The sequence below is a fragment of the Fictibacillus sp. EA-CB0309 genome, from assembly GCF_055814265.1.
Genome location: NZ_CP169271.1, coordinates 619,573 through 644,934 on the forward strand (window position 1 = coordinate 619,573; position 25,362 = coordinate 644,934).

The 25,362-nt window shown below is 41.5% G+C and carries 32 protein-coding genes, 1 pseudogene and 2 riboswitches; of the genes and pseudogenes, 22 read left to right on the forward strand and 11 right to left on the reverse strand.

Annotation, left to right across the window (positions count from 1 at the left end; translation table 11 throughout):
• The first annotated feature begins 245 nt into the window (after positions 1–245).
• The 9 genes and pseudogenes from ACEWFH_RS03565 to ACEWFH_RS03605 all read left to right on the forward strand — a co-directional run bounded on the left by ACEWFH_RS03565 (position 246) and on the right by ACEWFH_RS03605 (position 7,685).
• Positions 246–836 (forward strand): spore coat protein, encoded by a 591-nt coding sequence (locus tag ACEWFH_RS03565; protein WP_473727201.1) that lies wholly within the window; start codon positions 246–248, stop codon positions 834–836.
• Between the two features lie 194 nt (positions 837–1,030).
• Positions 1,031–1,324, forward strand: a complete 294-nt coding sequence (locus ACEWFH_RS03570) for a YhdT family protein (RefSeq protein WP_473726128.1) — start codon at positions 1,031–1,033, stop codon at positions 1,322–1,324.
• A pseudogene (panF, locus tag ACEWFH_RS03575) lies at positions 1,321–2,825 on the forward strand (sodium/pantothenate symporter). The gene ACEWFH_RS03570 and the pseudogene panF overlap by 4 nt, the downstream one beginning before the upstream one ends.
• Positions 2,826–2,921: 96 nt before the next feature.
• A riboswitch (cyclic di-GMP riboswitch) is annotated at positions 2,922–3,004 on the forward strand.
• Positions 3,005–3,039: 35 nt separating this feature from the next.
• On the forward strand, positions 3,040–3,528 hold the full coding sequence (locus ACEWFH_RS03580) for a hypothetical protein (protein ID WP_473726129.1): 489 nt from the start codon (positions 3,040–3,042) through the stop codon (positions 3,526–3,528).
• 87 nt (positions 3,529–3,615) lie between these two features.
• A complete protein-coding gene (locus tag ACEWFH_RS03585) occupies positions 3,616–4,164 on the forward strand; it encodes a YdcF family protein (protein ID WP_473726130.1) in 549 nt (182 codons plus the stop codon).
• Positions 4,161–4,349 carry a hypothetical protein gene (locus ACEWFH_RS03590; protein ID WP_473726131.1) on the forward strand — a complete coding sequence of 63 codons (189 nt, stop codon included), beginning with the start codon at positions 4,161–4,163 and terminating at the stop codon, positions 4,347–4,349. The genes ACEWFH_RS03585 and ACEWFH_RS03590 overlap by 4 nt, the downstream gene beginning before the upstream one ends.
• 455 nt (positions 4,350–4,804) lie before the next feature.
• Positions 4,805–5,689 (forward strand): ATP-binding protein, encoded by an 885-nt coding sequence (locus ACEWFH_RS03595; protein WP_473726132.1) that lies wholly within the window; start codon positions 4,805–4,807, stop codon positions 5,687–5,689.
• Between the two features lie 65 nt (positions 5,690–5,754).
• Positions 5,755–7,122, forward strand: coding sequence for a hypothetical protein (locus ACEWFH_RS03600; protein ID WP_473726133.1), 1,368 nt, complete (start codon positions 5,755–5,757; stop codon positions 7,120–7,122).
• Positions 7,123–7,136: 14 nt separating this feature from the next.
• Positions 7,137–7,685, forward strand: a complete 549-nt coding sequence (locus ACEWFH_RS03605) for a vWA domain-containing protein (RefSeq protein WP_473726134.1) — start codon at positions 7,137–7,139, stop codon at positions 7,683–7,685.
• Between the two features lie 52 nt (positions 7,686–7,737).
• Here ACEWFH_RS03605 and ACEWFH_RS03610 read toward each other — a convergent pair whose 3' ends face one another.
• A complete protein-coding gene (locus ACEWFH_RS03610; RefSeq protein ID WP_473726135.1) occupies positions 7,738–7,929 on the reverse strand; it encodes a hypothetical protein in 192 nt (63 codons plus the stop codon).
• Between the two features lie 177 nt (positions 7,930–8,106).
• Between ACEWFH_RS03610 and ACEWFH_RS03615 the strand changes: the two genes are divergently transcribed.
• The gene (locus tag ACEWFH_RS03615) at positions 8,107–8,397 is read left to right on the forward strand and encodes a hypothetical protein (RefSeq protein WP_473726136.1); all 291 of its coding nucleotides are present in this window, start codon (positions 8,107–8,109) and stop codon (positions 8,395–8,397) included.
• Positions 8,398–8,431: 34 nt separating this feature from the next.
• Here the strand turns inward: ACEWFH_RS03615 and ACEWFH_RS03620 are convergent, their stop codons facing one another.
• The 3 genes from ACEWFH_RS03620 to ACEWFH_RS03630 all read right to left on the reverse strand — a co-directional run bounded on the left by ACEWFH_RS03620 (position 8,432) and on the right by ACEWFH_RS03630 (position 10,841).
• Positions 8,432–9,100 (reverse strand): sulfite oxidase-like oxidoreductase, encoded by a 669-nt coding sequence (locus ACEWFH_RS03620; protein WP_473726137.1) that lies wholly within the window; start codon positions 9,098–9,100, stop codon positions 8,432–8,434.
• Between the two features lie 78 nt (positions 9,101–9,178).
• Positions 9,179–9,284, reverse strand: a riboswitch (SAM riboswitch).
• Positions 9,285–9,323: 39 nt separating this feature from the next.
• Positions 9,324–9,533 carry a hypothetical protein gene (locus ACEWFH_RS03625; RefSeq protein ID WP_473726138.1) on the reverse strand — a complete coding sequence of 70 codons (210 nt, stop codon included), beginning with the start codon at positions 9,531–9,533 and terminating at the stop codon, positions 9,324–9,326.
• Between the two features lie 129 nt (positions 9,534–9,662).
• On the reverse strand, positions 9,663–10,841 hold the full coding sequence (locus ACEWFH_RS03630) for a S8 family peptidase (protein WP_473726139.1): 1,179 nt from the start codon (positions 10,839–10,841) through the stop codon (positions 9,663–9,665).
• 510 nt (positions 10,842–11,351) lie between these two features.
• On the opposite strand from ACEWFH_RS03630, the gene ACEWFH_RS03635 reads away from it, so the two are divergent.
• Positions 11,352–11,600 (forward strand): carboxymuconolactone decarboxylase family protein, encoded by a 249-nt coding sequence (locus tag ACEWFH_RS03635; protein WP_473726140.1) that lies wholly within the window; start codon positions 11,352–11,354, stop codon positions 11,598–11,600.
• A gap of 56 nt (positions 11,601–11,656) precedes the next feature.
• Here ACEWFH_RS03635 and ACEWFH_RS03640 read toward each other — a convergent pair whose 3' ends face one another.
• A complete protein-coding gene (locus ACEWFH_RS03640; RefSeq protein WP_473726141.1) occupies positions 11,657–12,028 on the reverse strand; it encodes a VOC family protein in 372 nt (123 codons plus the stop codon).
• A 119-nt stretch (positions 12,029–12,147) separates the two neighbouring features.
• Here ACEWFH_RS03640 and ACEWFH_RS03645 point away from each other — a divergent pair, with 119 nt between their 5' ends.
• On the forward strand, positions 12,148–12,645 hold the full coding sequence (locus ACEWFH_RS03645) for a DUF1648 domain-containing protein (protein ID WP_473726142.1): 498 nt from the start codon (positions 12,148–12,150) through the stop codon (positions 12,643–12,645).
• Between the two features lie 307 nt (positions 12,646–12,952).
• Here ACEWFH_RS03645 and ACEWFH_RS03650 read toward each other — a convergent pair whose 3' ends face one another.
• Positions 12,953–13,093: a YpzI family protein gene (locus tag ACEWFH_RS03650; protein WP_289494150.1), complete on the reverse strand. Its 141-nt coding sequence runs from the start codon at positions 13,091–13,093 to the stop codon at positions 12,953–12,955.
• A gap of 164 nt (positions 13,094–13,257) precedes the next feature.
• On the opposite strand from ACEWFH_RS03650, the gene ACEWFH_RS03655 reads away from it, so the two are divergent.
• Positions 13,258–13,869, forward strand: a complete 612-nt coding sequence (locus ACEWFH_RS03655) for a hypothetical protein (protein WP_473726143.1) — start codon at positions 13,258–13,260, stop codon at positions 13,867–13,869.
• A 60-nt stretch (positions 13,870–13,929) separates the two neighbouring features.
• On the opposite strand, the gene ACEWFH_RS03660 is transcribed toward ACEWFH_RS03655, so the two are convergent.
• The 3 genes from ACEWFH_RS03660 to ACEWFH_RS03670 all read right to left on the reverse strand — a co-directional run bounded on the left by ACEWFH_RS03660 (position 13,930) and on the right by ACEWFH_RS03670 (position 14,940).
• The gene (locus tag ACEWFH_RS03660; protein ID WP_473726144.1) at positions 13,930–14,109 is read right to left on the reverse strand and encodes a DUF2187 domain-containing protein; all 180 of its coding nucleotides are present in this window, start codon (positions 14,107–14,109) and stop codon (positions 13,930–13,932) included.
• Between the two features lie 354 nt (positions 14,110–14,463).
• Complete coding sequence (locus tag ACEWFH_RS03665) at positions 14,464–14,679, reverse strand: DUF2922 domain-containing protein (RefSeq protein WP_473726145.1); 216 nt, start codon at positions 14,677–14,679, stop codon at positions 14,464–14,466.
• A 42-nt stretch (positions 14,680–14,721) separates the two neighbouring features.
• The gene (locus ACEWFH_RS03670; RefSeq protein ID WP_473726146.1) at positions 14,722–14,940 is read right to left on the reverse strand and encodes a DUF1659 domain-containing protein; all 219 of its coding nucleotides are present in this window, start codon (positions 14,938–14,940) and stop codon (positions 14,722–14,724) included.
• Between the two features lie 180 nt (positions 14,941–15,120).
• On the opposite strand from ACEWFH_RS03670, the gene ACEWFH_RS03675 reads away from it, so the two are divergent.
• The 9 genes from ACEWFH_RS03675 (at position 15,121) to ACEWFH_RS03715 (ending at position 23,075) form a co-directional block, all read left to right on the forward strand.
• On the forward strand, positions 15,121–15,270 hold the full coding sequence (locus ACEWFH_RS03675) for a hypothetical protein (protein ID WP_473726147.1): 150 nt from the start codon (positions 15,121–15,123) through the stop codon (positions 15,268–15,270).
• Positions 15,271–15,591: 321 nt separating this feature from the next.
• A complete protein-coding gene (locus ACEWFH_RS03680; RefSeq protein ID WP_473726148.1) occupies positions 15,592–16,092 on the forward strand; it encodes a sigma-70 family RNA polymerase sigma factor in 501 nt (166 codons plus the stop codon).
• Between the two features lie 193 nt (positions 16,093–16,285).
• Positions 16,286–17,245 (forward strand): hypothetical protein, encoded by a 960-nt coding sequence (locus ACEWFH_RS03685; RefSeq protein ID WP_473726149.1) that lies wholly within the window; start codon positions 16,286–16,288, stop codon positions 17,243–17,245.
• A complete protein-coding gene (locus tag ACEWFH_RS03690) occupies positions 17,242–17,916 on the forward strand; it encodes a hypothetical protein (protein ID WP_473726150.1) in 675 nt (224 codons plus the stop codon). The genes ACEWFH_RS03685 and ACEWFH_RS03690 overlap by 4 nt, the downstream gene beginning before the upstream one ends.
• A gap of 282 nt (positions 17,917–18,198) precedes the next feature.
• Complete coding sequence (locus tag ACEWFH_RS03695) at positions 18,199–19,428, forward strand: ABC transporter permease (RefSeq protein WP_473726151.1); 1,230 nt, start codon at positions 18,199–18,201, stop codon at positions 19,426–19,428.
• Positions 19,398–20,420: an ABC transporter permease gene (locus tag ACEWFH_RS03700; RefSeq protein WP_473726152.1), complete on the forward strand. Its 1,023-nt coding sequence runs from the start codon at positions 19,398–19,400 to the stop codon at positions 20,418–20,420. Before ACEWFH_RS03695 ends, ACEWFH_RS03700 begins: the two co-directional genes overlap by 31 nt.
• A 136-nt stretch (positions 20,421–20,556) precedes the next feature.
• Positions 20,557–21,270, forward strand: a complete 714-nt coding sequence (locus ACEWFH_RS03705; protein WP_473726153.1) for an ABC transporter ATP-binding protein — start codon at positions 20,557–20,559, stop codon at positions 21,268–21,270.
• 484 nt (positions 21,271–21,754) lie between these two features.
• Complete coding sequence (locus ACEWFH_RS03710; protein ID WP_473726154.1) at positions 21,755–22,180, forward strand: DUF6843 domain-containing protein; 426 nt, start codon at positions 21,755–21,757, stop codon at positions 22,178–22,180.
• Positions 22,181–22,421: 241 nt separating this feature from the next.
• The gene (locus tag ACEWFH_RS03715; RefSeq protein WP_473726155.1) at positions 22,422–23,075 is read left to right on the forward strand and encodes a C40 family peptidase; all 654 of its coding nucleotides are present in this window, start codon (positions 22,422–22,424) and stop codon (positions 23,073–23,075) included.
• Between the two features lie 57 nt (positions 23,076–23,132).
• On the opposite strand, the gene ACEWFH_RS03720 is transcribed toward ACEWFH_RS03715, so the two are convergent.
• Together ACEWFH_RS03720 and ACEWFH_RS03725 are read right to left on the reverse strand one after the other, a co-directional pair.
• Entirely contained in the window at positions 23,133–23,435 is a 303-nt protein-coding gene (locus tag ACEWFH_RS03720; protein ID WP_473726156.1) for a hypothetical protein, read from the reverse strand.
• 864 nt (positions 23,436–24,299) lie between these two features.
• Entirely contained in the window at positions 24,300–25,346 is a 1,047-nt protein-coding gene (locus ACEWFH_RS03725; protein ID WP_473726157.1) for an STAS domain-containing protein, read from the reverse strand.
• Between the last annotated feature and the right edge of the window lie 16 nt (positions 25,347–25,362).

The window sequence follows — 25,362 nt, forward strand, 5'->3', positions numbered from 1 at the left end:
TTGTACTTTTTTCGTAACGGTTCCACATAAATTTTGTCGAAAGTGCAACATTCATAGCACTTCTTATCAAATTTCCCCGGAAATTTTTCTTCAAAAAAACCTAATAAGTGAATAAGCGACCTCTATCTACACAAAATAACCCCGTATTTTTATTTAACGGAGGTATAAAATTGAATCCAAATCAACCAAACACGAATCAAAATCAACAACCACCAAATGCTAATCCAGAATTCTTGCATCAGAATATGCAGACAGGTCAGATTCCAGCTCATCTAAATCACGGTGGGCATGAGATGTTTGATGTCCATGAAATGCTGAGTGGCATTGTATCAACATTGAATCTATACACGATGTGCAGTGGACACGTGCAAGATCAGGAATTAAAAACAATGCTGAATCGTCATTATCAGCATATTTCAAAGGAGTATAATGCATGTGTACAGGCTTTTCAAACAGGGAAAAATCCTGCTATGGAAACAAAATCTTATAAGATGCAGCAAGATAATGACTTTGTGTACGGATTAAAACCAGCGCAGCCGAAAAAACCGATTCAAAGCGTTTCTGAATTAAATGATGAGTCAGTCTCTAGCCTTATACTAGGAACATTGAAATCCAATGCATCATTAAGAGGAATGGCAACCTTAGAACTTACAAATCCGGTATTGCGACGTGTTTTAGCAGATGGAATTCCGAACTGGATTGAGATGGCTTACGAGCTTTCGATCTGGCAAAACAAGCATCATTATTATCAAGTGCCACAGCTCAACCAACAAGATATGACCAGCATGCTGAACGCATACGCACCGTCACCACAGACACAACCGCCACTTCAGTAATTTCTACAAACATTGAAACGAGTACCTGAAAAAAGGGTACTCGTTTTATATTGTCTTTTAACCTCACGTAAACAGGGATATCATGAGTAGGAATAGAAGAATTCTTAAGGTCGAAACAACTCGACAAGGTGATATGAATTTGCCATAGTAATGAGTGGACTTATATTTTGTATTGAAACTCCAGGGGTTAAAAGATGAAAAAGGGTATCGACTGGCGATACAGAGTCTCAAATAAAGAAGCCATCATGGGTACTGTGCTCGCTATTTTAAACTTTATCTGGTGGTATGCGTTTGCTTACGGTTTAGGCGGACGTCCTGTTAAAGAATACACTTACATACTCGGATTTCCGGCTTGGTTTTTTTACAGCTGTATTGTAGGATTTTTTGTTTTTACCGTTTTGGTATGGATCATGGTGAAATTCTTTTACACAGAAGTTCCATTTGAAACGGATGAGACAGACACTAAAAGGGATGGTGAAGCACGATGAACTGGGATGTGATCCTTCCTTTAGGCGTCTTTTTGATACTTGTTTTTTAGTTGGTATTTACACCTCTCGTCATATTAAAAGCGGACCGTCTTTTTTACAAGATTACTTTTTAGCAGGCAGAGAGCTTGGTGGTTTTGTTCTTGCTATGACGATGGTTGCCACATACGGAAGTGCCTCAAGTTTTATTGGAGGACCAGGAGCTGCTTATCAATTGGGACTGGGTTGGGTACTGCTCGCTATGGCCCAGCTTGTGACAGGTTATTTTACACTCGCTGTCCTCGGAAAAAAGTTTGCGATTGTCGCACGTAAGATTAATGCTGTTACACTTATTGATTTCCTCAAAGCACGTTATGAAAGCAAGTGGGTTGTGATTTTGTCAGCATTAAGTATTGTCATCTTTTTGTTTTCAGCGATGGCTGCTCAATGGGTCGGTGGAGGACGGTTAATTGAATCGTTTACCGGACTATCGTATACGACAGCACTATTTATCTTTTCGGGATCTGTCTTGGTATATGTGATTGCGGGTGGCTTTCGTGCTGTTGTAATCACGGATGCGATACAAGGTGTGGTTATGGTGATTGGAACTGTAATCATACTAGCCGGAACGATAATAGCTGGTGGTGGAATTGAGAACATTATGGGTGAGTTAAGAGCAGAAAATCCAAATCTCATTACACCGTTTGGTTCCGATCAATCTCTTACACCTCTTTATGTTTCGTCATTTTGGATTCTAGTTGGTGTAGGTGTTGTAGGATTGCCACAGATTTCGGTAAGGGCGATGAGTTACCGAAACGCAAAAGCCATGCATAGAGCGATGATTATCGGAACGTTTGTTGTAGGGTTCATCATGTTAGGCATGCACTTAGCGGGTGTTTTTGGAAGAGTGGTCCTTCCGGGGATCGAGGTGCCGGATAAAGTAATGCCTTTATTGGCACTCGAGGTACTGCCGGGGTGGTTAGCTGGAATCGTCTTAGCTGCGCCCCTTGCTGCCGTTATGTCAACGGTTGACTCGGTGCTTCTGCTTGTTAGTTCAGCTATTATAAAGGATGTTTATATCAATTACATCAAGCCAGATGCAGAAGAGCAATTTGTAAAAAAATTAAGCTTTGGAATCACAGCTGTAGTGGGCTTGAGTGTGTTCGCGATGGCTATTCATCCGCCCGACTTGCTGATTTGGCTCAATCTATTTGCATTTGGCGGGTTAGAAGCAGCCTTCATTTGGCCAATTGTAATGGGGCTGTATTGGAAAAGAGGAAATGCAAATGGAGCCATCGCATCTTTAGTTGTTGGTGTAGGAACGTACATGTATCTGCATCTTAACTATCCAAACCTATGGGGCATGCATACGGTTGTGCTGCCGATCGTGCTATCCTTTTTTGCCTACATTGTGGGGAGTTTCACAAAGGGGACAGACCCCAGACAAATACATTTTAGACGACATTGTCCACTCGAGGTGGACAATGTCGTCTTTCTTTTCTATTATTTCAAAATAAAATCTTAAAATAAAATCCTACTAAAATGAAAATTTAGTAATAAATTACTAAATACCCATTTACAGTGAATTGAGCGGATGGTAATTTAGTATCAGAATATAATTAGATAGTGTGGAGCTGTGAAGGTTGTTCTGTATATGGGCGCTTGGAATAACTGAAGCTAGTAGCGCAACCGACCGCTTTCTTTATGCGTTCTATATATAAAGGAAGGGGTATTTTGTTATGGAAATCTCTCGAAAAGAAAAATTCAGTGCAAAGAAAAAGTCGACGAAGAAATGGCCGAAAATTGTTTTAGCCTCAACGTTGGCATTAGGTATAGGTTCAACATCTGCATTTGCAGCGAATAATAATCTTGCTGACTATCTCTACAAGCAGATCGTTTCGTTCACATACAAATCAGATATCGATAAAGCTCTTCAGGATGAAGAAAAATCCCTATTGAAAGATTTGAGCGCGAACATCGCTTCTATCTTTACAGGTGCGAAACAAGAGCTGGAAGATGAGAAACAAAAAATCATTACAACCAAAAAGACAGAAATACAGACTCACTACAACCAAGAGATGGCTGAAGTTACAAAGAGAAAAGAAGAAGCTTTGACAAAAAAGAAACAAGATATGAATGCTGAAGCTGCCACCACAACAGCTGACATAAAAGTGAACATCACAAAAGAGATTGAAAAAGAATTAGAGAAAAACCAAAACACAAAATAATTTATCCAAGAGCGGAATCTTCATCTCCGCTCTTTTTCTTTTTCTGATATCCTAGAATATAGAAAATCTACAAACGGAGACCACTCTATGAAAAAATTATTTTTAGCACTTAGCATTATCTTTTTCGTTTACGCAACGGCTATGCTCATCCAAACGACCAACATGGATATGGGTCTTGCAGTTTTCTTCTTTTTGGGTGCACTTTTTTTCGTCATCTACTATCGACATAATACGGCTATGAAACTTTTTCAAACCTACCGAAAAACAACCGCAACAATCGTGGTCCTATGCTTCCTTTTTGCTGCAACGCTAGAAACTCTTATTCTTACATCCGCTAATACTGATCCAGAGAAGGTTTCTGGAAAGATAGACTCCATCCTTGTTCTTGGTGGCGGTACGAAGAACAATCGACCTGGAGCTGTTTTGAAAGGAAGATTGGATCAAGCGCTTGCTTATGCAGAGAACCATCCGGATGTGACGTTTATCTTAAGCGGCGGGCTTGGGTTTGGGAAAACGACGAGTGAGGGCACCATTATGAAAAACTACTTAGTGGAGAATGGAATTGAGCCTGACCGCATACAAATTGAAGAAAAAGCGACCAGTACGTACGAAAATCTTTTATATACGAAAAAATGATTTCTTCTGATGATCAATTGCTGATCGTAACGAGTGATTTTCACCTTTTCCGAACAAAGATGATTGCAAAACGTGTTGGAATTGAGGCAGAGGGACTAGGCTCACCGCTCAGAATCTCGTCAGTCCCTCAAGCTCACGTGCGAGAATATATGGCGATTATAAAGAGCTATTTTACCGACCGCTAAAGGATTGAGGCCACCATGGATAAAAGTAAGTATCATTGCTGTGCGACATGTATCAATTTCAAGCCGGAAAAAACGACCCAAGGCATGCGCTATCACTGCGTACGCCTTGGTTATGAAACAAAACCACAATACCAGTTCAATTGCTGGGAGCCGAAACCTCATGTAGTGGAGCTAATGAAGAAAGAAAAATAAATTTTACCGATACAAGGCTTTCTAGAGGAAACCAAAAACTTCATCATATGAATTGAGAGCTGATTCCTTTTAATCAGCTTCTTTTTATGAAGTGATTGGCAACGTCTTGATAATAACAAATCAGTTTGCATAAACACGCCACTTGCACTGAAAAAGCTTACAATGTTACATTGTGTAAGGCTTTACACAGCAAATTAGTGGAAATACTGTTGATAGATGATGTGATCTTGAGCGAGATCATCGAAATAGAAAGGATTTTTGATATGAATCTTCAAATCCCGATTGAAATAAAAGAAAAGCTACAGCGAGACGCAGCAAAACGATTAGAAAACTTAACAGATGTATATAAAGAGTTAATTGGTGAGCCAGGGTACACAGCGCCTGACGCTTCACTTATAGAAGATGCTGTGATTGCACTTGCTTTAGGAAAAAATGTCCTGCTGAAGGGACCGACAGGGTCAGGTAAAACAAAGCTTGCCGAGCTTCTTTCAAACGTGTTCGGGCAGCCGTTACACCAAGTAAATGCTTCCGTTGATCTTGATGCAGAAGCTCTTCTTGGTCATAAAACATTAAGCTACAACGAGGGAAAGCAAGAGATCGAGTTCATTCCAGGTCCTGTAACGAAGGCGGCAACGAACGGACATTTCTTGTACATCGATGAAATCAACATCGCAAAACCTGAAACATTGCCAATTCTAAACGGAATGCTCGACTACCGACGTACGATCGCAAACCCGTTTACTGGTGAAGTGGTAAAAGCTCAACCTGGATTCAATGTCATTGCCGCGATCAACGAAGGATACATCGGAACGGTGCCTTTGAATGAAGCGTTGAAAAATCGTTTTGTGGTGATCGAGGTGCCTTACATTCAAGGCGATACGTTAAAAGAAATGTTGAAAAATCAGTCTCAGCAAAAAGACGAAGATGTTCTTTCGAAGTTTGTCCAGCTTTCGTCTGACCTCATCGGTCAGGCGAAAGCCGGCCATCTGTCCGAGGACGCCGCATCCATCCGCGCACTGCTGGATGCGGCCGACCTCTCCGTCTACTTGCCGGCGAAGCGCGCCATCCAGCGCGCAATCGCCGACAAACTCGAAGATGCCCGCGAACGCGCCCTCGTTTCCAACGTGGCCGCGACGCTGTTTGCGTAAGCTGGGAAATGGGGTCTGTCCCCACACAATTTATTTCCCACGACGATTTTGGAGGTTTTCCCTAGATGAAATTCCTAGTATTTGCGGATACAAAGATCGATTCTTTTGTTCACATGCAACTGATCGACCTTTCACGCTCACTCTCAAAAGTGGATAAAATGGACGTTTCGTTCTCGTACCACTCGTACTTGGAACGAAACAGCGGCGTCACTCACGTCAGCCAGTTCTGGAACCCATACCCGCGGGATATTCAGCTCGAAGGCTGGAAATCTGACGTGTATTTGCGCAGCTATGGAACGCAGTTTCATACGGACGACAACATCATTTGGAATGCGCTAACCCAACTAAAAACACATCCGCACCGGGAATTTCTCAAACAGGTCCTTCTTTTCGCGGAAGACTTCCGATTGGAACAGATCTGTACAAACGACCGGCCAGGGATGATGCATGCCTTCAAGCTGCGCAAAGAAACGTTTCAGGTGCACTATAACCGCGAGTACCGAAAACATATTCAGCAAAAGCGTGAACTTGACGCGCTTTTTTGCCATATCATTCTTTTGGCTAATAAACGTTTTGTCGCGGTACCGACAGAAACACAAACCTTATACCAACAGCTGCGACCTTTGCTCACAAACCTAACAATAGCTCAATCAACACAAGACATTGCGGAGATCATCTTCCAAATGGCTGAAATCACAAAATCTCACACTGAACTAAAAGACATGAAAACAGCTTACCGAAGTTTCGCCGATCAGCCGAAGCTCACAGAAAGTACCGAAGAAAACCAACAGCAATTCGACGACTTAACACGAAACAACGAAACCAAAACAAAAAAATCGATCACCAAAGATGATGATTCAGAAAAAGATGAAGACGAGAAAGAAAAGGAATCACATTCTTCCTGGCATGATGAAACTTCTGACCCGCAAGATTCATTTTTACAAATGGATTTGGATCAAGGGACGAACACGGATTTGTTAGGAGAAGGTGCGAGAGAAGCGGAAAGTGGAGATGCGGTGTTCGGATCAGTCCAAACGAGCGCGCAAAGAACGGACAACAACGACTTCAACACCCAAAACGAACATGAAGCAGAAACAGACAACAACCAATCTGGTTCAGATTCTGCCAATCACTTCCCATACGGCGAAGTTAACAAAAACGTAACCGAGCATTTCGTTCCAGCAAAACCGGCGTCACCAGACGAAGTCGCTCAATACGAAACCTACAACCAAGAAATCGCGCCATTCGTCTCACAGCTCAAGCAAAACTTCCTAAAAACAATGGAGCACAAGCGAACAGCACCGAGAGATGATCTGCACTTCGGGAGACTAGGGAAGAAGCTTACAAGACTTGCGACCGATAAGAACCCAAGACTTTTCCGAAAAAGCAAGAGTCTCAGCATGAACTCGACACAACGTTCACGCTGCTCGTAGACTGTTCAGCGTCCATGTTTAACAAGATGGAAGAGACGCAAAAAGGGATTGTTCTTTTTCACGAAACATTAAAAGCACTCAGAATCCCTCATTCCGTTGTCGGTTTTTGGGAAGATGCAGCTGATGCTACATCCAACGACCAACCCAACTACTTTCATGAAGTGATTTCTTACAGAAATTCGCTTCATCAGTCAGGATCATCGATCATACAGCTCGAGCCGCAAGAAGACAATCGTGATGGCTACGCGATCCGCCGTATGGGTGAGGAGCTCGCAAAACGGCCAGAGCAGCAAAAGGTCCTGCTCGTTTTCTCAGACGGTGAGCCAGCCGCCTTCGATTACGAATCGCACGGTGTACTTGATACGCACGAAGCGGTTACTCGAACGCGCAAACTCGGAATCGAAACGATCGGCATGTTCATCGCGAACGGAGAAATAACGGAGGAAGAAGAGAAGCTAATGCAGAACATTTACGGACCGCAAAACGTAGTCGTGCCAAGCGCGGCTGAACTTGTTGACTACCTCATGCCCGTATTGCGCAAACTGCTTTTCAAATCTTTATAAAAACGCCAAAACGCCCAGGACAACAGATCCCAGGCGTTTTTTTATGTATGTATTAATACTCCAGCAGCTTCAGCCAAGCGAAAATCACGCCAACAAACCCCGTGTAGCTAAAGATCCTGACAGACCATTCTGGTAAGGCTGTTCGAAGCAGGCTTGAGAATATGCCGACCACTATAAAAGCAGCAAGCAAAATATAAATTGAAATGATATCAAACGGAATACGCAAAGACAGCCAGTGTTCCATCGCCAAACCCCCTAGTATGGATAATATCGGTCAAAATGCCTATACATTAAGAAAGAAAATCCTTGAAAACAAAAATTCGTACCCAAAATCCAGCATTCTAAGGAGTTAACATCGGGCACCGGAACTAGGGCAAACGCATATTGTATTGTAGATATCAGGGTGTAAGGAGTGAAGAGTTTGAACCAGCGTGTAGTAGACGTTATTTTAGCAGAAGCAGAAGAACAATACTTAGCGAACAATAAAGACGGTGCAACGTTTGCAGCCGAACTCGCCTTGCTCGCATCAACGCTCGTAACTGCCGGGGACTTCCTGGCAACATTCAGCGCTGCCATCGCACTCAAACAAATCTACATCGATCAAGCACAAGCTCAAAAAGACCAGCAAGAACAAGAAGCGCAGATGAAAGACATCCAAGATCAGCTGACTGCACTCAAAAACGAAATCAAAATGCTTAGGGGAAAAAGGTAAAAGCACTTTTCCCCTTAACTATTTTCCCGAAGGATCAATCATACTCTTTCTTCTTCCACTCATCCTCAGGCATCTCAAACTCATCGCTCGAGAAACGCTCCTCCTTAAACGGATCACCGTACATATGAAAGCCATTCTGCTCCCAAAAACCAGGCTGATCTTCCGCTAAAAACTCAAACTTTCGGATCCACTTTGCGCTTTTCCAAAAATAAAGATGAGGAACCACAAGGCGAAGCGGGAATCCGTGCTTGTCTGTTAGCGGTTTGCCGTCAAATGAGTGTGCGAGCAGCACGTCATCATGCAGCAGATCTTCAAGCGGTACATTCGTTGTATAATCATAATCCGCGTGGACCATTACGTACTTCGCTTTTGGATCCACATCAATGTGCTTCAGAAAATCTGTAAACTTGACGCCTTCAAACGCATTGTCGAATCTCGACCATCTTGTTACACAATGAATGTCGCGTACGACCGTGGTTTGTGGCATCTTCATGATGTCTTCAAAAGTAAATTCGACATGTTTCCCAACGAGTCCTTCTACAGAGAACGACCATTTTTTCATGTCATAAACAGGCACGTCACCTTCGTGTAAAATTGGAAACCGCTCCGTAACCACTTGTCCAGGCGGCAGCCTGCCTTCAAGCTTTTCATCAACTTCTGGAACGCGCATCTTCTTAATGCGATCCGCTTTATTAAGACTCATAAATCTCAGCATCCTCTCTAACAAACTAAAAAACGCCCTCTTTTAAATAAAAAGAGGACGAATGATTCCGTACACATCCTCTTATCTTTCAGTTTAAAAACTGTTAGATGTAGCACCGTGCCTAAAGAATAGGTGGTTGCCGGGCTTCATAGGGCTAATTCCCTCCGCCTGCTCGAAATAAGAGACCGAATAAATCGGCTAAAACGTATTAAAGTTACACTTATTATGACATAGGAGCATAAAAAATCAATGACATTTCCTTGGATATTCCAAGATACAACACAACGATTCCGAAAATGGCGGTGCTGATCAAGAAGAAGTAAACGATTTTTTCTTCCGCTTCCTTTTCGCTCTGTCTTTTTTCCGCTTCAGTCGATTCGCCCTTACCAGAACCTTGCGACGTTCTTTTCTTTTGTTTACCAAAACCAAACATAGGATTACCCTCCGCTCTTCACACGTTTCCTGTTAACAGTTTTTCATGTAAAAGCGAATTTTAAACAAAAAACCCCTAGAAGTCTTATTAAAAAAGACTCCTAGAGGCTATGAAACCACTTCTCACATATTATTGCTGAACGGCTTTTGCTGCATTCACTCGGCCGTTTTGGAACAGCGTGCCCGTGCCTGTTACAGGATCAGCTGTATCTTCAAGTGCTGCACGAATTTGTGAAGCGTTCTTACCTTGAGCAGCCAGAAGTCCAGCTACACCTGCAACAACGGGTGATGCCATGGACGTTCCTGAGAAACTCGCATACTGGTTGTTTGGTGTTGTCGAATAGATATCCACGCCAGGTGCCGCAATATCAACCCACGTACCAAAGTTAGAGAAAGAAGCTTTTTGATCGTTTTGATCCGTAGCGGCAACCGCGATCGCGTTCGAATAGTAAGCAGGATAGCTAGGAAGTAAGACCCCAGAGTTACCAGCAGCAGCGATTACGAGCGATCCTTTGCTAGATGCATAGTTCACCGCATCTTCAAGAGTTTGCGTACCAACAGATCCACCGAGACTTAAGTTGATAACTTGCGCGCCTTGATCAGCCGCATAACGGATACCTTGTGCTACATCATCCAGTGAACCACTGCCTTCTGCGTCTAACACGCGAACAGCTAGAATTGAAGCTTTAGGAGCCAGCCCTGCGATACCAACACCGTTATTCGTGTTCGCAGCTGCGATACCTGCAACGTGAGTACCATGTTCGTTCTCATCGATCGGATCGTTGTCATCATCAACGAAGTCAGCACCCTTTATTACTTTTCCAGCTAGATCCGGGTGATTGTAGTCAACGCCGGTATCGATTACAGCGATTTTTACAGATGACGAACTTTGCGTTGTGTCCCAAGCTTGCTCGGCACCAACTTTTTGAGGAGCGTATTGTTGCTTATATGCAGGGTCGTTCGGAACATAACTCGCATGGAACGTAGCGTTCGGCTCAGCGTATTCCACGGATTCTAAACTCTCATATTTCTTTACTGCATCTGCCACATTGCCATCGACTTTTACAACGGTAAAGTCTTTCGTCACATCCACAACTTTACCACCAAACTTTGAAACACTATTTTCAACAGAGCTTGCAGCTGAAACAGAATCCTTGAAGTGTACGATAATTTCCTGTGATGCAGCTTCCTGTTTAGCTGAAGGTGTAAAAGAAGCTTCCTTCACTCCTGACTCAGCAGCTGAAGCTGGAAGAGCCAAAGAGACGACTAGTGGTACAGATGCGGCAAATGCCACGAAACGCTTTAACATAAAAATCACTCCTCAGATGTATTTACCAAGCAGACTTGGCTTTGGTTGGTAAGGAATTCAACAGCATTTTACAAAACCCTTTATTGTTATCCGAAAATAATGATAACTTACTACAATGCTGTCGAAGGTGAGACTTTTTATCTATGGTTAAAGCGTAACATGTGAAACTATTTTATTATCTTAAGATAGAGTTACGATAGTAAACATTACATAACAAAACTGTAAAGGAAACATAAAGACGTGAGCTGAAACAGAATGATGTAAACTTTTGGAGAAGCCATGTAAGCTAAAAATGAATAATGAAATTTGAGGAGGAGGATAAAAAATGGCACGTTTACCCGAAGTGAATGTTGAGGGAACACCGTTTAAAAAAGCACTTGCCAATGCGCCAGAATTCTTGATGCTTTTCAGCAAATGGACAAGGCACTGAACAACATCCTAGAGCCAGAACTCATGGAAATGCTCCGCTTGCGAGCGGCCTCAAACAACGGCTGCGATTACTGACAAAGCATGGACTACGGGACTCTGGACGAGTCCGCTCGACAAACAGCGATGAAACAAGGAAACGCTGAACTGTCAGACCGCCAGCGGCTAGCTTTAGAACTCGCCGACCACATCATGGCGTATCACGGCCAGCTGCCAGATGAACTTTACAACCGGTTAACACAACATTTTACCCGCGAAGAAATCATTGCGCTCTTTTTCCAGATCGGAAGTAAAAACGGAGCAAACTGGTTTATTATCGCGATGGGAATTTAAAATAAATAAGTAATTAGAAAACGTCCAGATCAGCTTCATCTGGACGTTTTTATGTATTATCTATGTTGATCCACAAGAATAGGGTTGCCATCAGGATCCTCTATTGTAAAACTAGCCGGTCCTGCGCTCGTTTCGTCAGCTTCCGTCAGCAATTTTATTCCTTCTTCCTTAAGGTGTTTTTGAAGGTCTCGGATATCCGTAAAGTGATCGAGGTTTTTGGCATCTTGATCCCAACCCGGATTAAAAGTGAGAATGTTCTTTTCAAACATGCCTTGAAACAGACCAATAATGGTACTTTGATTCTTCATGATCAGCCAGTTTTGAGTAATGTCCCCGCCTAATGCTTCAAATCCTAAGTTTTCATAAAATGCTTTTGACTTGTGAATATCTTTTACACTTAAACTTACAGAGAATGCGCCTAGTTTCATAAGTCCTCCTCAGGAAAAATAAGATACCTCAACTATAATTGTGAATTTCCGCAAACACAATATGGACGAAACTTTAACTGGAAAAAAACGTATTAGTGAAGTAGAGGAGGTTGTAAACGATGTATGAAAGTCGACCAAAATTTAAAATTCCTAAGACATTACTTGAAAACTTTTTAGACATAGCTACGATTTCTCTCTTTATTGCGGCTGTAGGAAGCTTAATGATGCAATGGTCTTCCATTCCAGACACCGTGCCGACTCATTATAACGCAGCGGGTGAACCAGACGGCTGGGGAAGTAAAAACAATCTTTGGATTCTGTTCGTCATTGGATTAATGACATGGATTTTACTTACCATCGTAGAAAAATTTCCGCACATCTACAATTATTTCAATCTCACCGAGGAAAACGCAGAGCGACAGTACAAAAACGCACGCCTTATGCTAAATATCATTAAAAATGAAATGCTATTGTTCTTCGTTTATATGAGCTGGGTGAGTGCAGGAGTGGCAAAAGGGGTTCAAGAGGGACTAGGCGTGTGGATTTTACCGATCTTTATCATCGGAATCACCGCAACAATTGCTCTTTTCATTGTTAGATCCATAAAATTGAAGTGAAGTAAGGGGGATGAACTCAATTTTATTGAGGGAATGCCTCTTTTTTATTATGTAGAGGAAATGGTGTCTTTATGAAATGGACATATTGTAGTAATGTCCATTTCAAGCGGTAGCGCAAAATTTTATACGAGGTAATTAAGAATATATCAGTATATAAGCTCCATAATTACGAGGTAAATCTTGATAATTCCGTGTATAAATTTTTTATCCGATTTTCGACAAAAACCACACGACAGCGACACAAAAATGACCCACAAAGGTCAAATTCCACCTTCATGAGCCACTCACATTGCTATCCATTTAATTTTTACTGATCCTGATGATTACGAGCACGTGCTTCATCAGGACTTTCCATCTTAGCAGCGCCTGAATACTTCAAGTCTTGGTCACGGTCAGATTCAACGCGTCCAGACTCTCTCAATTTCTTCTCTTGTCTGTCTTTTCCCATTCTAATAACCTCCAATCTAAACTCATTTTTCTTAGTATGGTAACTACATCCGACTTTTATGTAAAATGACTGCTTTATACCTGAACTGCCCACCCGAACGTTTATCTTTTATAGAAAAGGGAATCCCCTTACTACGAAAAAAATTATTTGAGGGAGGACTCAAAATGGCACAAAGTGTAAACACTAGAAACGGATACGAAAGCGGCTTATACCAAGAAAATACGTATGGAACGGTACAAACGGAACAAATCGCAAACCCGCAAAACAGCAAGCTTTTAAAAGGAATTATAATCGGCGGGATCATTGGCGGAGCATTAGCCTTAATCGATTACAATACGCGCACAAAAGTGAGAAACACAGCAGTAGGATTGAAGGACAGCTCCAGTAAGGTACTAACAGAGGTAAGAGAAAACCCGACAGAAGTGAAGGATCAGATGATCACCCAGTTCAAAACAGCAACGAACACGCTGAAAGATGCGATTAATGATGCGCAAGTGCTGTATCAGCGCCTCAATAAAGACGTGTTCGGAAACATCAACACGTTAAAAGAAATCTCAAGCGATGTTCTCTCCACTGCAAAAGAAACAAAAGGGGAGCTCGGGAGCATCAGCACAAAACTAAAAGAAGCGGGAACCGAACTAACGGAGAATCCGATCGGAAAGGATAATCTGCAAGATTATTCTTCTGCATCGAATCAAACAGGTTATACCACTGAAAACGATCAAAATGTGGTTTCAGTAGGTGTCACTTCTCAAAATAACCGAAAAAATTTATAAGGAAAGAAAAAACAGCGCTCTGCCGTTAAAGCAGAGGGCTGTTTTCATGTATATATGGATTTAGCTGTTTACCACTTGTCGAATATCATTGAGTCGAACAACTTGCTTTGCATCTTCAAAATGCTCGGTATAATTTTCTGTTACGGAAAAGTCCACAACAGCGGTGTTGGTCAACAATGAAGTAATTTCTCCTTTTAAGCCGTCGAACGTTTCAATAATGTCACCGATTTTAAATTCCATGCCTTTTCCTCCAACTGTTTTTATGTTTGTACTATTTTACCATAATTGTGACTATATTTCCTTTTATTTATAAAAAATTCTATTTGTTAAGCATTATATCGAAAACACAAAATCATTACCATTAAAGCGCTTTAATTAAACGCTTCCAAAATCATGTAATATAGCCAATAATTCAACCGATATATAAGTTATCCAGAGGTTATCCACATTAAGCGCTTTAAAAATTCCTCGTCAAATGTAACTATCCACTTATTTATCCACATTATCAACATTATCCACAGGTAAAGCAAAACCGCCTCCTAAACCAATGGGTCTGAAGACGGTTTTTTACGGTCGCTATTTACTCGTTAAAACTTAAAGGTTGATCTCGCTCACTTCACGGTCAACGATACGCGCACCTTTTTTGCTCGTATAGTTACCGCCAGATGAAGTGAAAATGTTTTGGGCGATTACCGTGTCCATCGCTGCGTTTACAGCTGCAGGATCAACCGGTTCGATCGGTGCATCCAGGCGGATGGTTACCGTTTTGTTTTCTTGGTTTAAAAACTGCAATTCAAGCACTTTGGCCATTGAAATCCCTCCTTTCCTCTATATTTTCCTCGCGACTACTTCTTAAGAGTGAATCGCGAAGGAATCATTACGCTTAATCATCACAAGTGGATAAACTTGAAGCCCTGTTAACGCGTTTGCTACTGCTAACAGTTGGTCAGGGGTTGCGGAAGTCTTCACGTTAGCGAAGTTTTTGTACTTCACCACCGGTTTAAAGTCTGCATCCAAACCTCCGTCAAGCTCTAAACGCATCGCGGAATCAATCAAAGCTGCTGTTGCCATGTGCCTCACCTCCTTTCACATCATAAATTCCAGAAAGAAGTGGAAAGGAGCCATGAGGATATAAATTATTTAAGAAGGTCTTTTGTTAAGGCTTTGTTTTAAAGAAGTCTCTTTTAAAAAGAGCGTTGCTTTTAAGAATTGAGTTCTTTCACTTCATTGTTAAGTTGATTGAAGTGTAAGATGCGAGACTCCTCGAAAATGAAATTCGCATTTTCTTCGTGCGATGTGTCGCTGCCGAAGCCTTCCTTGTCCTGCGGGACAGGCGGGCAGGTGAGACACTTAAAAGTGAAACGCCCAAGTGTGGCTCACCGCCTGCCCCGCGGAAAGTGAAGCATCTGAAACGGAAATCAACTACTTACAACATCAGTGAATAACTACAGCACTTATTCACAATCCCCTCTGATTTACTCAAAAACACCACCTGATTTTTACGAAATTAAGCATTTCACACAAAAAATATATCGATTTTCGTAATTTGACACCCATTCTGTGGATAACTTTTCAAAAGTTTCCTGCAACTTTTGTCTTTTTGCATCTTTTTTGAGTCAACTTTTAAAGAGTGACACTTTGTTTTCCAAAACCACTCCAATCTATAGTGAGGGTACCGCGGAATTCCCAGAATGTGCGCACATTCCACAAGGATGTATTCCCATGAAAAACATGCCCTTTGAAGAAGTAGCTGCCATGTTTGACCCTCTTATCAAGTCACAGATCAAGCGGTATCACCTTACCGCACTTTTTGATCAATACTATCAAGCTGGTTTACTCGGACTCTGGAAAGCTTACAAAACGTATGACCCTGAAAAAGGGCAGTTCTCTTCGTATGCGTTCCTTCTTGTTCGAGGACGTATTTTACAAGAATTAAGAAAAGAAGTGACGCGGCTTGAAAGAGAGGTAAGCCACGATCCGCATGAGTCGCTCACGTTTCAGCATCTGACTCATCAAGACAGCATCCCATATCTAGAGGACGAAACGCTGAATCTATACTTGATGCATCTTACCGAAAATCAGCAGCGGTGGGTCATTCAGCGCGTTTTCCATATGAAAAGTGAGTCTGAAATTGCGGAACAGTTTAACGTCACGATCTACGCGGTGAAATCTTGGAGAAAGGCGGCTATTAAGAAGCTTCGTACAGTTTTAAATACCCAATAAAATCAAACTTTCTTACTATGTGATTTGATGGATATAATTCTAGAATTAGGGTATAGTAGAAAACTGTGGGCGAAAAATTCCTTTTTACCCATAAAAGCCACTAGAGAAAGAAGCTACTATTTTTTTAGAATAACAGTGTAATAAGTTGGTAGGACAAAGCTTATATATTTATTAAGAGGGGGACAACCAAACGATGGAAACACAAGTTAATCAGAGTACTGGAAACAAGAAACGACCGTTGATTATTGGGCTTGCGATTATTGCAGTGCTTGCGATCGGAGCTACGGCTTATGCCATGTTCATTGACCTATCTCCGCGTGAATTGTACTTAAAGTCGGAACTAAACACATTTAAAGCCCTAAACGAATCTTTTGAAGACAGCTTTGGAGATGCGCTGGCTCTTTCAGAAAAGCAAATGGACGAAGCCTATAAGTCCGAAGCGCGTGTAGGTGTAGAGATGGATCCGTCCATGTTTGGAGCAGGAGGAATGGAAGCGGCGATGATCGGCTCCATTTTATCAAACAGCGAAATTAAAATGACGACACAGCATGACCCTAAAAAAGAAGAAGGTTCTGCAGATGTTGCGTTAACGATAAACAACGCAGACCTTGTAAAAGCTGAGTTTTATCAAAACAACAAGCAGACGGCGCTAAGTGTTCCTGCTGCTTACGACAAGCACGTATACTTCCCAAACAGTCAGTTTGGCGACGTAATGCGTAAGTTCGATCCTGCGTACCAAGGCATGGAGAAGCTAGAAAACTTCTTTAAAGCAATCGATGGCGACGTGAGTGAAGAAGCACGTGACGAAGCGTTCCAAGAGTTTGCGAAAGTGTATGCGGACAGCGTTAAAGACGAAAACGTAACGATGAAGGACGATGTTGATTTTAAAGGGGAGAAGCTTCGCGAACTAACAGTTTCTCTATCTGAAAAAGAAACAAAAACAATGCTAGTGAACTTTATCGAAAAGGTTGAAGAAGATGACGAGATCTTAGATGCAATCGCTGAACAGTCAGCATTGCAAGGCGGACTTCAAACAGGCATGATGGCTCCGACAGGCAGCATGAGCAAAGAAGACGCGAAGAAAGAACTGAAGAAAGTTTTAGCAGATGCAAAAAAGCAATCAATGATGATCTGCAAATCCCTGGCGGCATGAAGCAAGTTGTAATCATTGATGGAGATGATAAAGTGGTAAGCCGTGACCTTTCTATGAAAATCGGTGCTAACGGCGAAGAAGCTGTTCCGATGAACTACAAATCTGAAAGCTGGACGAAGGGCGACGTAACGAACTCTTCTTGGGTTCTTAATGCAGGTCCTGAAGGCGAAACGTTGCTCGTAGATGTGAAAATGGAGAGCGAACCTAAAGGCAAAGACGGCAAGAAGCGCGATATTAAAGCGAAGTTCGAAATGACGGAAAACGGTACAACAGAAGGTATCGGATTCCAAATTAAAGGTGAAGGCACAGATAAGAAATCCAAGTGGACGGCTAACCTTGTCCCAGCTGGTGATGCGCCGATGGAACTTCCAGACATGACGGTTGAGATCGAGCACACAGGCGACCAAAACCTTGATAAAGATTATGCGAACCACGATTACAAAGTAACGTTGACTGGCAACGATGCAACAATGGGTGACATCAACGTTGGACTAAACATCAAAACAAAAACAACGTTCGGTGATAAGCTGAAGTTCCCTGAGTTATCAGAAGGAAAAGCAGTGAACGTAGCTGAGATGAGCGATGCTGAAATGATGGGCATGATGTCCGAGATTCAGCGCAACATCGAGCAGTTTGTAGGCGAAAACGCTTCAATGTTCCAAGGATTCTAAACGAGATTTATAATAAGAAGGACAGAGATAACTTCAAACAAAGTTGATCTTTGTCCTTTTTTTAAACTCATGAGGGGTATAAAGTGGAAGTGGGCTGCGCGTAATTTGTCGAGGATTGTAGACTCGTGGATAAACTGCCAAAACTTTTGGATTGAGAGGCAAAACTTTTGGATTCAGCACATCAATTTTTGGATTGGTGCAGCCAAATACCCCGCTATGTATATGTTCTGACCAGTTTCGGGTACCGAAACTCTACAAATTTTAAGCGAAAGGAACGACACTATGAGGCAAACGCTACTCATTGCCCATCTAACGGTAAAATGCTGGCTAAAGCAGCCGTTTCCCCTGTTTGCCATGATGCTGTTTCCGATCCTTTTGCTCGGAATCACGTATCTTGGATTGAAACCGCTGCTCCAAGACAAGCAGTGGGTCGAACCTTTTGCCGTCGCGATTGTGGATGAAGATAACACCTTTGAAACAAAACTGCTGATGAAGCAGTATGAAGAATCTGAAGAACTGCAAAACGTGCTTACCTTTGAAAAAACAGATGCCACGACTGCAAGTGAGCGGTTAGCTGCCAGCGAGATCGCTGGAATGGTCATCGTGCCGGACGGTTTCACGAAGGGCATCCGCCGCGGTAAGAACATTCCCGTTACGGTGATTGGTAACCCAGAGCGTCCGTATCAAGCTGAACTTCTGCAGCAAGTGATGGTGTCTAACGCAAACTTGATTTCCTCTGCCCAAAGCGGGGCAAACGCAGCTTTTCACTATTTGCGGAAGATGGGCTTAAGTTCTGAGGAATTTGCGTCGTACCGCGACACCATTATTACCGATTTCACGTTGCAGGCATTAAACCGGAACAAAATTTATGAAACTGAAACACTAAGCGCGTTTGGCGGCATCATATCGGTTGAATTTTACAGTTTATCAGGCGTGTTATCTCTGCTCTTAGTCGGTGGACTGTTCGGGATGAGCTTAACAGCAAGAAGTGAACATACAGCTTTGCGCGAAAGACTAACGCTTCAAGGCGTAAGGTCTGGGGTTTTCTTTTTTAGCAATATCTTGTCCGTTTTCCTACTGCTCGTCATTCAAAGTATGATTCTAATATCCCTTTTTTACAGCGTCACCAAAACGTGGAGCCTCGCCGCGACGATTATCATCTTTGCTTACTGTTTAGCGGTATCCTCCATATTTGCACTCGTTCAGGAGCTATTTCAGCGAAACGGTGCAAAGTGGGGTACGGGCATCGTACTTGTGGTGAGCATGGCCGCAACGAGCGGAAGTATTTTACCGCTTTCGTATCTGCCGGAAGTATGGCGCAGTGTGAGCTTTCTTAATGTGATTCACCACTCGCATAGCGGTTTGGTCGAGACGCTCTTTGGTGGCAGTGATTCTTGGGTGCCGGCCATCGTGTTACTCAGTTTTTCCGTTGCAATTTCGGTGGTAGGATTACTACTTATTACAATAAAGAAGAGGTTGCCATGGTCTGGACAATTGCCGTTACACGTATAAAATTATTGCTTCAAAGTCCGTGGAGCTGGATCGGCTTGATTATTCCCGTCCTTTTGCTTGGTTTTTTAAGTATGTCTGTTGAAAAGACCGCGAACGCAACGAAAATCCCTGTTGTGATCGTGGACGAGGATGCAACAGAGTACTCCAAAACCGTCATTGAGAGAGTGAGTAAAAATCCGGCTATCGCTGTAAGTACGGTTACCGAAGATGAAGCGCGTAATCAGATCGAGACGCAAAAAGCGGCAATCGGTTTTCTCATATCAAAAGGATTTATGGAACAAATCAAGAAAAATGATGATGATGGCTTGGTCACGATGTGGCTCTCAACCGGTACGATCTCACATGGCTTAGTGCGCGAAATATTTGCAAGTGAAGTTAAGCGTCTGTCGAGTAATTCGTATGGCGCGAACACCGTATTAAAAACATACGGAAAAAGCGAGAATTTAAATGCGGCAGAACAAGCATCCGTCTGGAAGGACGCTTGGGCGTATAGCGACAAACATTGGGAGCCAAAACCGCTCATGACCGTTGACTACAAAGTCGGTGTCACAAGTGAAAAAGCCGAAGTAGCAGAGAGTGGAGCGGCTTCGATCTATATCCCCGGAATGCTCGTCCTGTTGATGTTGTTCAGTTTTTTGTGGAACAGTTGGCCAATCAAAGACCGTGATTCAGGTATGCGCTCAAGGGTGCCGTATTCGGTGGGACGATTTTCAGTGTATTGGATTGGGAATGCCTTTGGGGTGCTGATTTTGCAGCTAGTGTTACTGCTTCTGTTATGTGGTTTCGGATGGTGGAGGGGTGAACTCGAGGTAAACGGAGTGGTGATTTTGGCACTCGTTGGATACGTGCTATTTTTAAACGCGCTATCCCTAATCTTCGCTTATTTCGTTCGCAGCAACCGCACATGGCAGGCGATCACACTCTTTGTTGTGCTCGCCACATCGCTATTAAGCGGCACCTTTTTTCGAGTGACGAACTTTCGAGCTTTTTAAACAGCGCCGCACAATGGACACCGCAATATTGGGTCGTTTCATCACTACATCAGGAAACACTTTTGATTCCATTCGTTTTCATTGGAATCAGCATCATCTTATACGGACTTTCAACAATAAAGGCAGGTGACAACGCTTGATCGCAGCAGAAAATCTTACAAAGAAGTTTGGCAGAAAAGAAGTTTTAAAGGAAATGAACTTCTTTATTCAAAAAGGAGAAACCGTCGGCGTTGTTGGCCCGAACGGTGCAGGAAAGTCTACGTTGCTCAGAATCATCGCAACCATCATGAACGCTTCGAGTGGAACCGTTGTGGTCGATGGATTGGACGTTAAAAAAGAGAAAAAGGTAATCCGTCAGAAGATTGGTTACGTGCCGCAAGAAATTGCTGTGTATCATGAGTTAACAGCTCGAGAGAATTTAAGGTTTTTTGGAAAGTTAGCGAAACATTCATCTGAAGAGAGATGGATGAAACGATGTGAAGAGTGGCGGCTTGCTGAGCATCTTGATAAAAAAGTGAAGCATCTGTCCGGCGGAAATCAGCGAAAGCTTAACATCTTAATCGCGATGCTGCATGATCCGGATATTCTGATTCTCGACGAACCCACAGTAGGCATCGATATTTCTGCAAAACAGGAAATCGTGAATGATTTGCGTGAACTTGGAAGAGAAGGGAAGACCATTCTGTATTCTAGCCACGACGCACAAGAACTGGAGACATTATGTACCTCCTTTTTGATTTTAAAAGAAGGAGAGCTGCTGTTTTATGGATCCAAACAAAAAGTAAGGCAGTTTGGCTCGGTTGCACAGTCTAAGAATTTTGCGGAGACGCTTGGGGAAATAGTGGGGTAAAGCCTGCCAATATGGTGGGCTTTTTTTAGTTATCCTGAATATTCCAATGTATTGCCGATAGTGATATACTTTATGTGAAGTATTTCACAAGTGAAAAAGGAGATTCTGTATGGATGATAACCTTTTAAGAAAAGTAAAATCTGCTTTCTATTCATCTTTATTAATGCCAGTAATCATGTGTATTGTCTTTATTGGATCATACGAAGTTCTTGCTGATTTTATAATTCTTTTGATTGTATTCTTCTGTTCGTTGATAGGAATTTTTTTACGGCATACCCGTTTCAATCTTGTGTGACAAGTTAACACGTAAGTTTTCGAAATACCGATTCTTGATGTCGACCTTTCTGCATATTTTCTTTGCCTTTATTACCATTATTTTAATAAAAGGTCTAAACATTTATGCAATCTCTTGTGCCTTTTTTTCCTTCTGTGTGAAGTATGGCAAAAGAGAAACGAGTCATTAATAGAAGTAAAACAAATAGTAGTGAACGGAATCTCTGTTGTTGTCATTGTCGTTCTTGCTGTTTCCTCCTCTTTTCTACTATTCCACTTGACCGAAAAGAGCACGAAAGAATATTATTTGATTCCTGCTGGTTACGTTGGTGAAGTGACCGTAATATACAATATGAAAGATGAACCAAAGCCTAAGAAAATAGGGGATTATAATTTGATTAACATAAATGAATCAGGTTATGGACTCACTTCATTGCCTCCTACCAAAGGTATCATTGATAATAAATACTATTATATCGATAAAGTGGGTCATAAAGAAAAAATCAAAGAAAAATGTATACACATAGGAAGCTCTGGATCAACTTCAGGAGAAGACTATGAATTCTTTTTTCTTCGTTTACCGTTACGAATACCGGCTGCACAGAGCAGTTTTCTAATTATGGAAGCAACTATTTAGAAGATCATAGCTTGGATATCGATGAGATTTTACAACGCGAAGGTCTTGTTGATTTTGGGTGGTAAAGGTAAGGCAGAAGAACATATAATAAACTTTATTTCAGAATAATAGTAAATTCGACAAAAAGTGCAAGTGGACGATATTCCTATTTTCCGTAACCGAAGCGTAAAACACAACCTCATTTTTATATAGTAGGATAATAATAGATTACTTGGAAAATTAAAGGGGTTAGGGATAAATAATGAAAAAATGGATAGCAACATCAGTTTTAGGAGCAACTTTATTATTGTCGCCACTACAGGCATTTGCAAATATTGGAGATCAAACACTTCGTCCAACAATGACTCATTCAGATGTAAAAACATTACAATCAATATTGCGCGATAAAGGTTACTTTACATATAGTGGTTCTTATACATCGTATTATGGATCCTACACAAAGAGTGCTGTAATTAGTTTTCAACGTGCAAAGGGCTTAACAGCTGACGGAATCGCTGGCCGCAACACGTTTAACAAACTAGGAGTCTACAATGTTAACAACTCATATCTAGTAGAATATGCAAAACGTTTTGTAGGCACACCTTATGTATGGGGTGGGACAAGCCCGTCAGGTTTTGACTGTTCTGGATACATCAACTATGTATTTAAAAACTCGCACAATATTTACTTGCCTCGTACAGTAAAAGACATGTGGGCAAATACAGGGTATAGAGTTTCTACTCAAGCTGTAGGAGATCTTGTATTCTTTGAAACTTACGAGCCAGGTGCATCACATATGGGGATCTATATTGGAAACGGGAAGTTTATACACGCTGGATCATCAACAGGCGTAACGATTGCTGATATGAATAATACGTACTGGAAGCCACGTTATATTGGTACAAAACGCTTATAATAAAAAAAGAGGATGCCCCTTTAGGTCACTCCTCTTTTTTTATGTCTATGATATGAATTAATAAACCAAATCTCTCTTTTTACTTCTATTATTTAGAACAGTTTTCCTTTTACCCTCAGTTATCGTTTGATCCGAATGATAACTTAACTCTGAAAAGAAACAAAAGCGAGTAGCAGGATGAGGATGTGACAACTGATTTAAATCAAGACCTGTTGCGCGGTATACCTCTTCTATACAATCTAAAGCGACACTTTCTAATCCTTGATTGATAACTTCTTGCATATCTTCGAAGTCTGTCATTCGAGATATGGATGTCCCCATGCGGTAATATGTAAATTTCACTCCAACTTGATTATTCATTAAAAATACCTCCGTTTTAAAAGTAAGTTAAAATAATGATTACTACAGCTAGCCATGCATTTTGGTAGATATTTTATAAAATATGGGTATGGTATTATTTAAACTAATATTATACAAAAAATAAAAATATTACTAATAGTATTTTTCAATGATTTATAATTTTGTAGTTGCCCATATATTTATCGGCTGAATTACAACACTTTTTACTAAAAACTTGGATATTTTTAATTTTTTTCTGTGCAATTGTTTTTAGATAAAAATATATCAAAGGAATTTTGGGGAACAAAAAGTAATTGAATTTCCACTTGAGTGAGCTATTACTGCACCCTTTTTCAAAAATATGTTTTCTTAACTTTAAGGCTTATTCTTAAATTAAAGATAGTAGCCCGACTTGGGCTACTATCTAAGGCTTTCATCCTAGAACAAGATTCTTGCCCAAGGATCGCAGCAGCAATGATGCTTCTTCTTTTTAACTTTCTTGCACTTCAAGACATGAGAGCTTGAAGAAGAAGAAGAGGATGAAGATGAAGAAGATTCACACTTGTGATCGTGCTTTTTCTCTTCTTTCTTCCACTTCTTTTCTTCCTTATGCTTGCAGTGGTCGAAGTTACCGCATTTGTAACACATTAAAAATTCACCTCGCAAATTGATACCGATTTCCATTTTGGCTTCGGTTTCTGTATATCATATGTACGTGAAGACAAGTTGCTTAGACGAATGTTGGGGTTTGAAAGAAATTGGGGTCTGGCCCCAAACAAATACAAAAACTTCAATTATGTTCTTTCCACAAATACACAGAGCTATCACCAAAAAAACCACAAAAAAAGCCACGCCGTAGCAATCACGGCGTGGCTTTACCTATATTTATGGGGTGTTGGGATATTGGATAAACATTCCTTCTTTTGCAAATGCAAAATGAATGGCGTGTTTCAGGTTTCTGAAATATGTACTTTCTCCAATGGAGTATTGATGTTTTGTTACTTCTATACTCAACTCTGGTGAGATACCCACTAACAACGTCTCCATACCGAACAATCGGGCAGAGGATACGAGCTTATTCAGCATATCCACCATCTCTGAATCTATCGATTTTATACCGGTTAAATCCAGAATCACAAATTTAGCACGATGCTGCGGTAGAGAAGTAAGAGTATGTTCAAGCATATCTTTGGAACGCAATTCATTATATTTACCGATCAGAGGAATTACCACAATGTTATCGGTTACTGGAATAATAGGCGAAGAAATCTCGCGGATTAGATCAGTTAACTCTCGTGTGCGATTTTCAACCATCGCCTCGAGTTTTACAATTTCATTTTGTTCTTCACGCTGAACGAGTTCGCGAATATTATCTTTTGGCGTAATAGTTGACTCTGTAATTCGCATTTTTAGAAAATCAGAGGGAAGATCATGCTCGATCACTTCGAACCACATGTTTGTATCTAACAGACCTGTAAATACACCAGCCCAATGTCCAGGTAAGAAGCGGCCCATCCGATTGCTGTTTTGCGCCTTCTTCACTTTTGTTTCCCAACCATTAGAGATGGTAATAACAGCTTCTTTCTTTTCCAGATCTACATCAATAAACGTTTTTCCCCAACCAGCATTTGCATATATGTTCGGTAGAGCTTCAATAGACTGTTCTATGTTACCGATTGAGTTTTTATAAAAATCGCTTACGACGAGTCCTGTACGATATCCAGCCGTTTCAAAAACAAGGTCAGCCGTTCCTTCTCCTGTAATCTCTTCAATTGAATCCAGAAATACCTTAAACGCTGAATCGGTCCAAAACATCATGACGTCTGCGCCTTCAAATTGAAAGATACCTTTTGCTGTGTCCCAATGAAAAGATGAACCATTAACATCAATACTTGTTTGAGATTCTAATAATTCATTCGGCGTATGATTCATAGACAAATCCTCCATA

What these genes read in the sequence shown, in the direction of transcription:
- ACEWFH_RS03605 (WP_473726134.1), top strand. Translation starts at nt 7,137, where the DNA reads ATGTTTAACAAGATGGAAGAGACGCAAAAAGGGATTGTTCTTTTTCAC.
- ACEWFH_RS03670 (WP_473726146.1), bottom strand. Translation starts at nt 14,940, where the DNA reads ATGGCAACAGCAGCTTTGATTGATTCCGCGATGCGTTTAGAGCTTGAC.
- ACEWFH_RS03595 (WP_473726132.1), top strand. Translation starts at nt 4,805, where the DNA reads ATGAATCTTCAAATCCCGATTGAAATAAAAGAAAAGCTACAGCGAGAC.
- ACEWFH_RS03725 (WP_473726157.1), bottom strand. Translation starts at nt 25,346, where the DNA reads ATGAATCATACGCCGAATGAATTATTAGAATCTCAAACAAGTATTGAT.
- ACEWFH_RS03570 (WP_473726128.1), top strand. Translation starts at nt 1,031, where the DNA reads ATGAAAAAGGGTATCGACTGGCGATACAGAGTCTCAAATAAAGAAGCC.
- ACEWFH_RS03690 (WP_473726150.1), top strand. Translation starts at nt 17,242, where the DNA reads ATGAAGCAAGTTGTAATCATTGATGGAGATGATAAAGTGGTAAGCCGT.
- ACEWFH_RS03610 (WP_473726135.1), bottom strand. Translation starts at nt 7,929, where the DNA reads ATGGAACACTGGCTGTCTTTGCGTATTCCGTTTGATATCATTTCAATT.
- ACEWFH_RS03655 (WP_473726143.1), top strand. Translation starts at nt 13,258, where the DNA reads ATGGCACAAAGTGTAAACACTAGAAACGGATACGAAAGCGGCTTATAC.
- ACEWFH_RS03580 (WP_473726129.1), top strand. Translation starts at nt 3,040, where the DNA reads ATGGAAATCTCTCGAAAAGAAAAATTCAGTGCAAAGAAAAAGTCGACG.
- ACEWFH_RS03700 (WP_473726152.1), top strand. Translation starts at nt 19,398, where the DNA reads ATGGTCTGGACAATTGCCGTTACACGTATAAAATTATTGCTTCAAAGT.
- ACEWFH_RS03620 (WP_473726137.1), bottom strand. Translation starts at nt 9,100, where the DNA reads ATGAGTCTTAATAAAGCGGATCGCATTAAGAAGATGCGCGTTCCAGAA.
- ACEWFH_RS03590 (WP_473726131.1), top strand. Translation starts at nt 4,161, where the DNA reads ATGATTTCTTCTGATGATCAATTGCTGATCGTAACGAGTGATTTTCAC.
- ACEWFH_RS03645 (WP_473726142.1), top strand. Translation starts at nt 12,148, where the DNA reads ATGTATGAAAGTCGACCAAAATTTAAAATTCCTAAGACATTACTTGAA.
- ACEWFH_RS03660 (WP_473726144.1), bottom strand. Translation starts at nt 14,109, where the DNA reads ATGGAATTTAAAATCGGTGACATTATTGAAACGTTCGACGGCTTAAAA.
- ACEWFH_RS03685 (WP_473726149.1), top strand. Translation starts at nt 16,286, where the DNA reads ATGGAAACACAAGTTAATCAGAGTACTGGAAACAAGAAACGACCGTTG.
- ACEWFH_RS03650 (WP_289494150.1), bottom strand. Translation starts at nt 13,093, where the DNA reads ATGGGAAAAGACAGACAAGAGAAGAAATTGAGAGAGTCTGGACGCGTT.
- ACEWFH_RS03680 (WP_473726148.1), top strand. Translation starts at nt 15,592, where the DNA reads ATGAAAAACATGCCCTTTGAAGAAGTAGCTGCCATGTTTGACCCTCTT.
- ACEWFH_RS03635 (WP_473726140.1), top strand. Translation starts at nt 11,352, where the DNA reads ATGGACTACGGGACTCTGGACGAGTCCGCTCGACAAACAGCGATGAAA.
- ACEWFH_RS03665 (WP_473726145.1), bottom strand. Translation starts at nt 14,679, where the DNA reads ATGGCCAAAGTGCTTGAATTGCAGTTTTTAAACCAAGAAAACAAAACG.
- ACEWFH_RS03640 (WP_473726141.1), bottom strand. Translation starts at nt 12,028, where the DNA reads ATGAAACTAGGCGCATTCTCTGTAAGTTTAAGTGTAAAAGATATTCAC.
- ACEWFH_RS03565 (WP_473727201.1), top strand. Translation starts at nt 246, where the DNA reads ATGCAGACAGGTCAGATTCCAGCTCATCTAAATCACGGTGGGCATGAG.
- ACEWFH_RS03585 (WP_473726130.1), top strand. Translation starts at nt 3,616, where the DNA reads ATGAAAAAATTATTTTTAGCACTTAGCATTATCTTTTTCGTTTACGCA.
- ACEWFH_RS03600 (WP_473726133.1), top strand. Translation starts at nt 5,755, where the DNA reads ATGAAATTCCTAGTATTTGCGGATACAAAGATCGATTCTTTTGTTCAC.
- ACEWFH_RS03695 (WP_473726151.1), top strand. Translation starts at nt 18,199, where the DNA reads ATGAGGCAAACGCTACTCATTGCCCATCTAACGGTAAAATGCTGGCTA.
- ACEWFH_RS03625 (WP_473726138.1), bottom strand. Translation starts at nt 9,533, where the DNA reads ATGTTTGGTTTTGGTAAACAAAAGAAAAGAACGTCGCAAGGTTCTGGT.
- ACEWFH_RS03675 (WP_473726147.1), top strand. Translation starts at nt 15,121, where the DNA reads ATGCGAGACTCCTCGAAAATGAAATTCGCATTTTCTTCGTGCGATGTG.
- ACEWFH_RS03720 (WP_473726156.1), bottom strand. Translation starts at nt 23,435, where the DNA reads ATGAATAATCAAGTTGGAGTGAAATTTACATATTACCGCATGGGGACA.
- ACEWFH_RS03715 (WP_473726155.1), top strand. Translation starts at nt 22,422, where the DNA reads ATGAAAAAATGGATAGCAACATCAGTTTTAGGAGCAACTTTATTATTG.
- ACEWFH_RS03630 (WP_473726139.1), bottom strand. Translation starts at nt 10,841, where the DNA reads ATGTTAAAGCGTTTCGTGGCATTTGCCGCATCTGTACCACTAGTCGTC.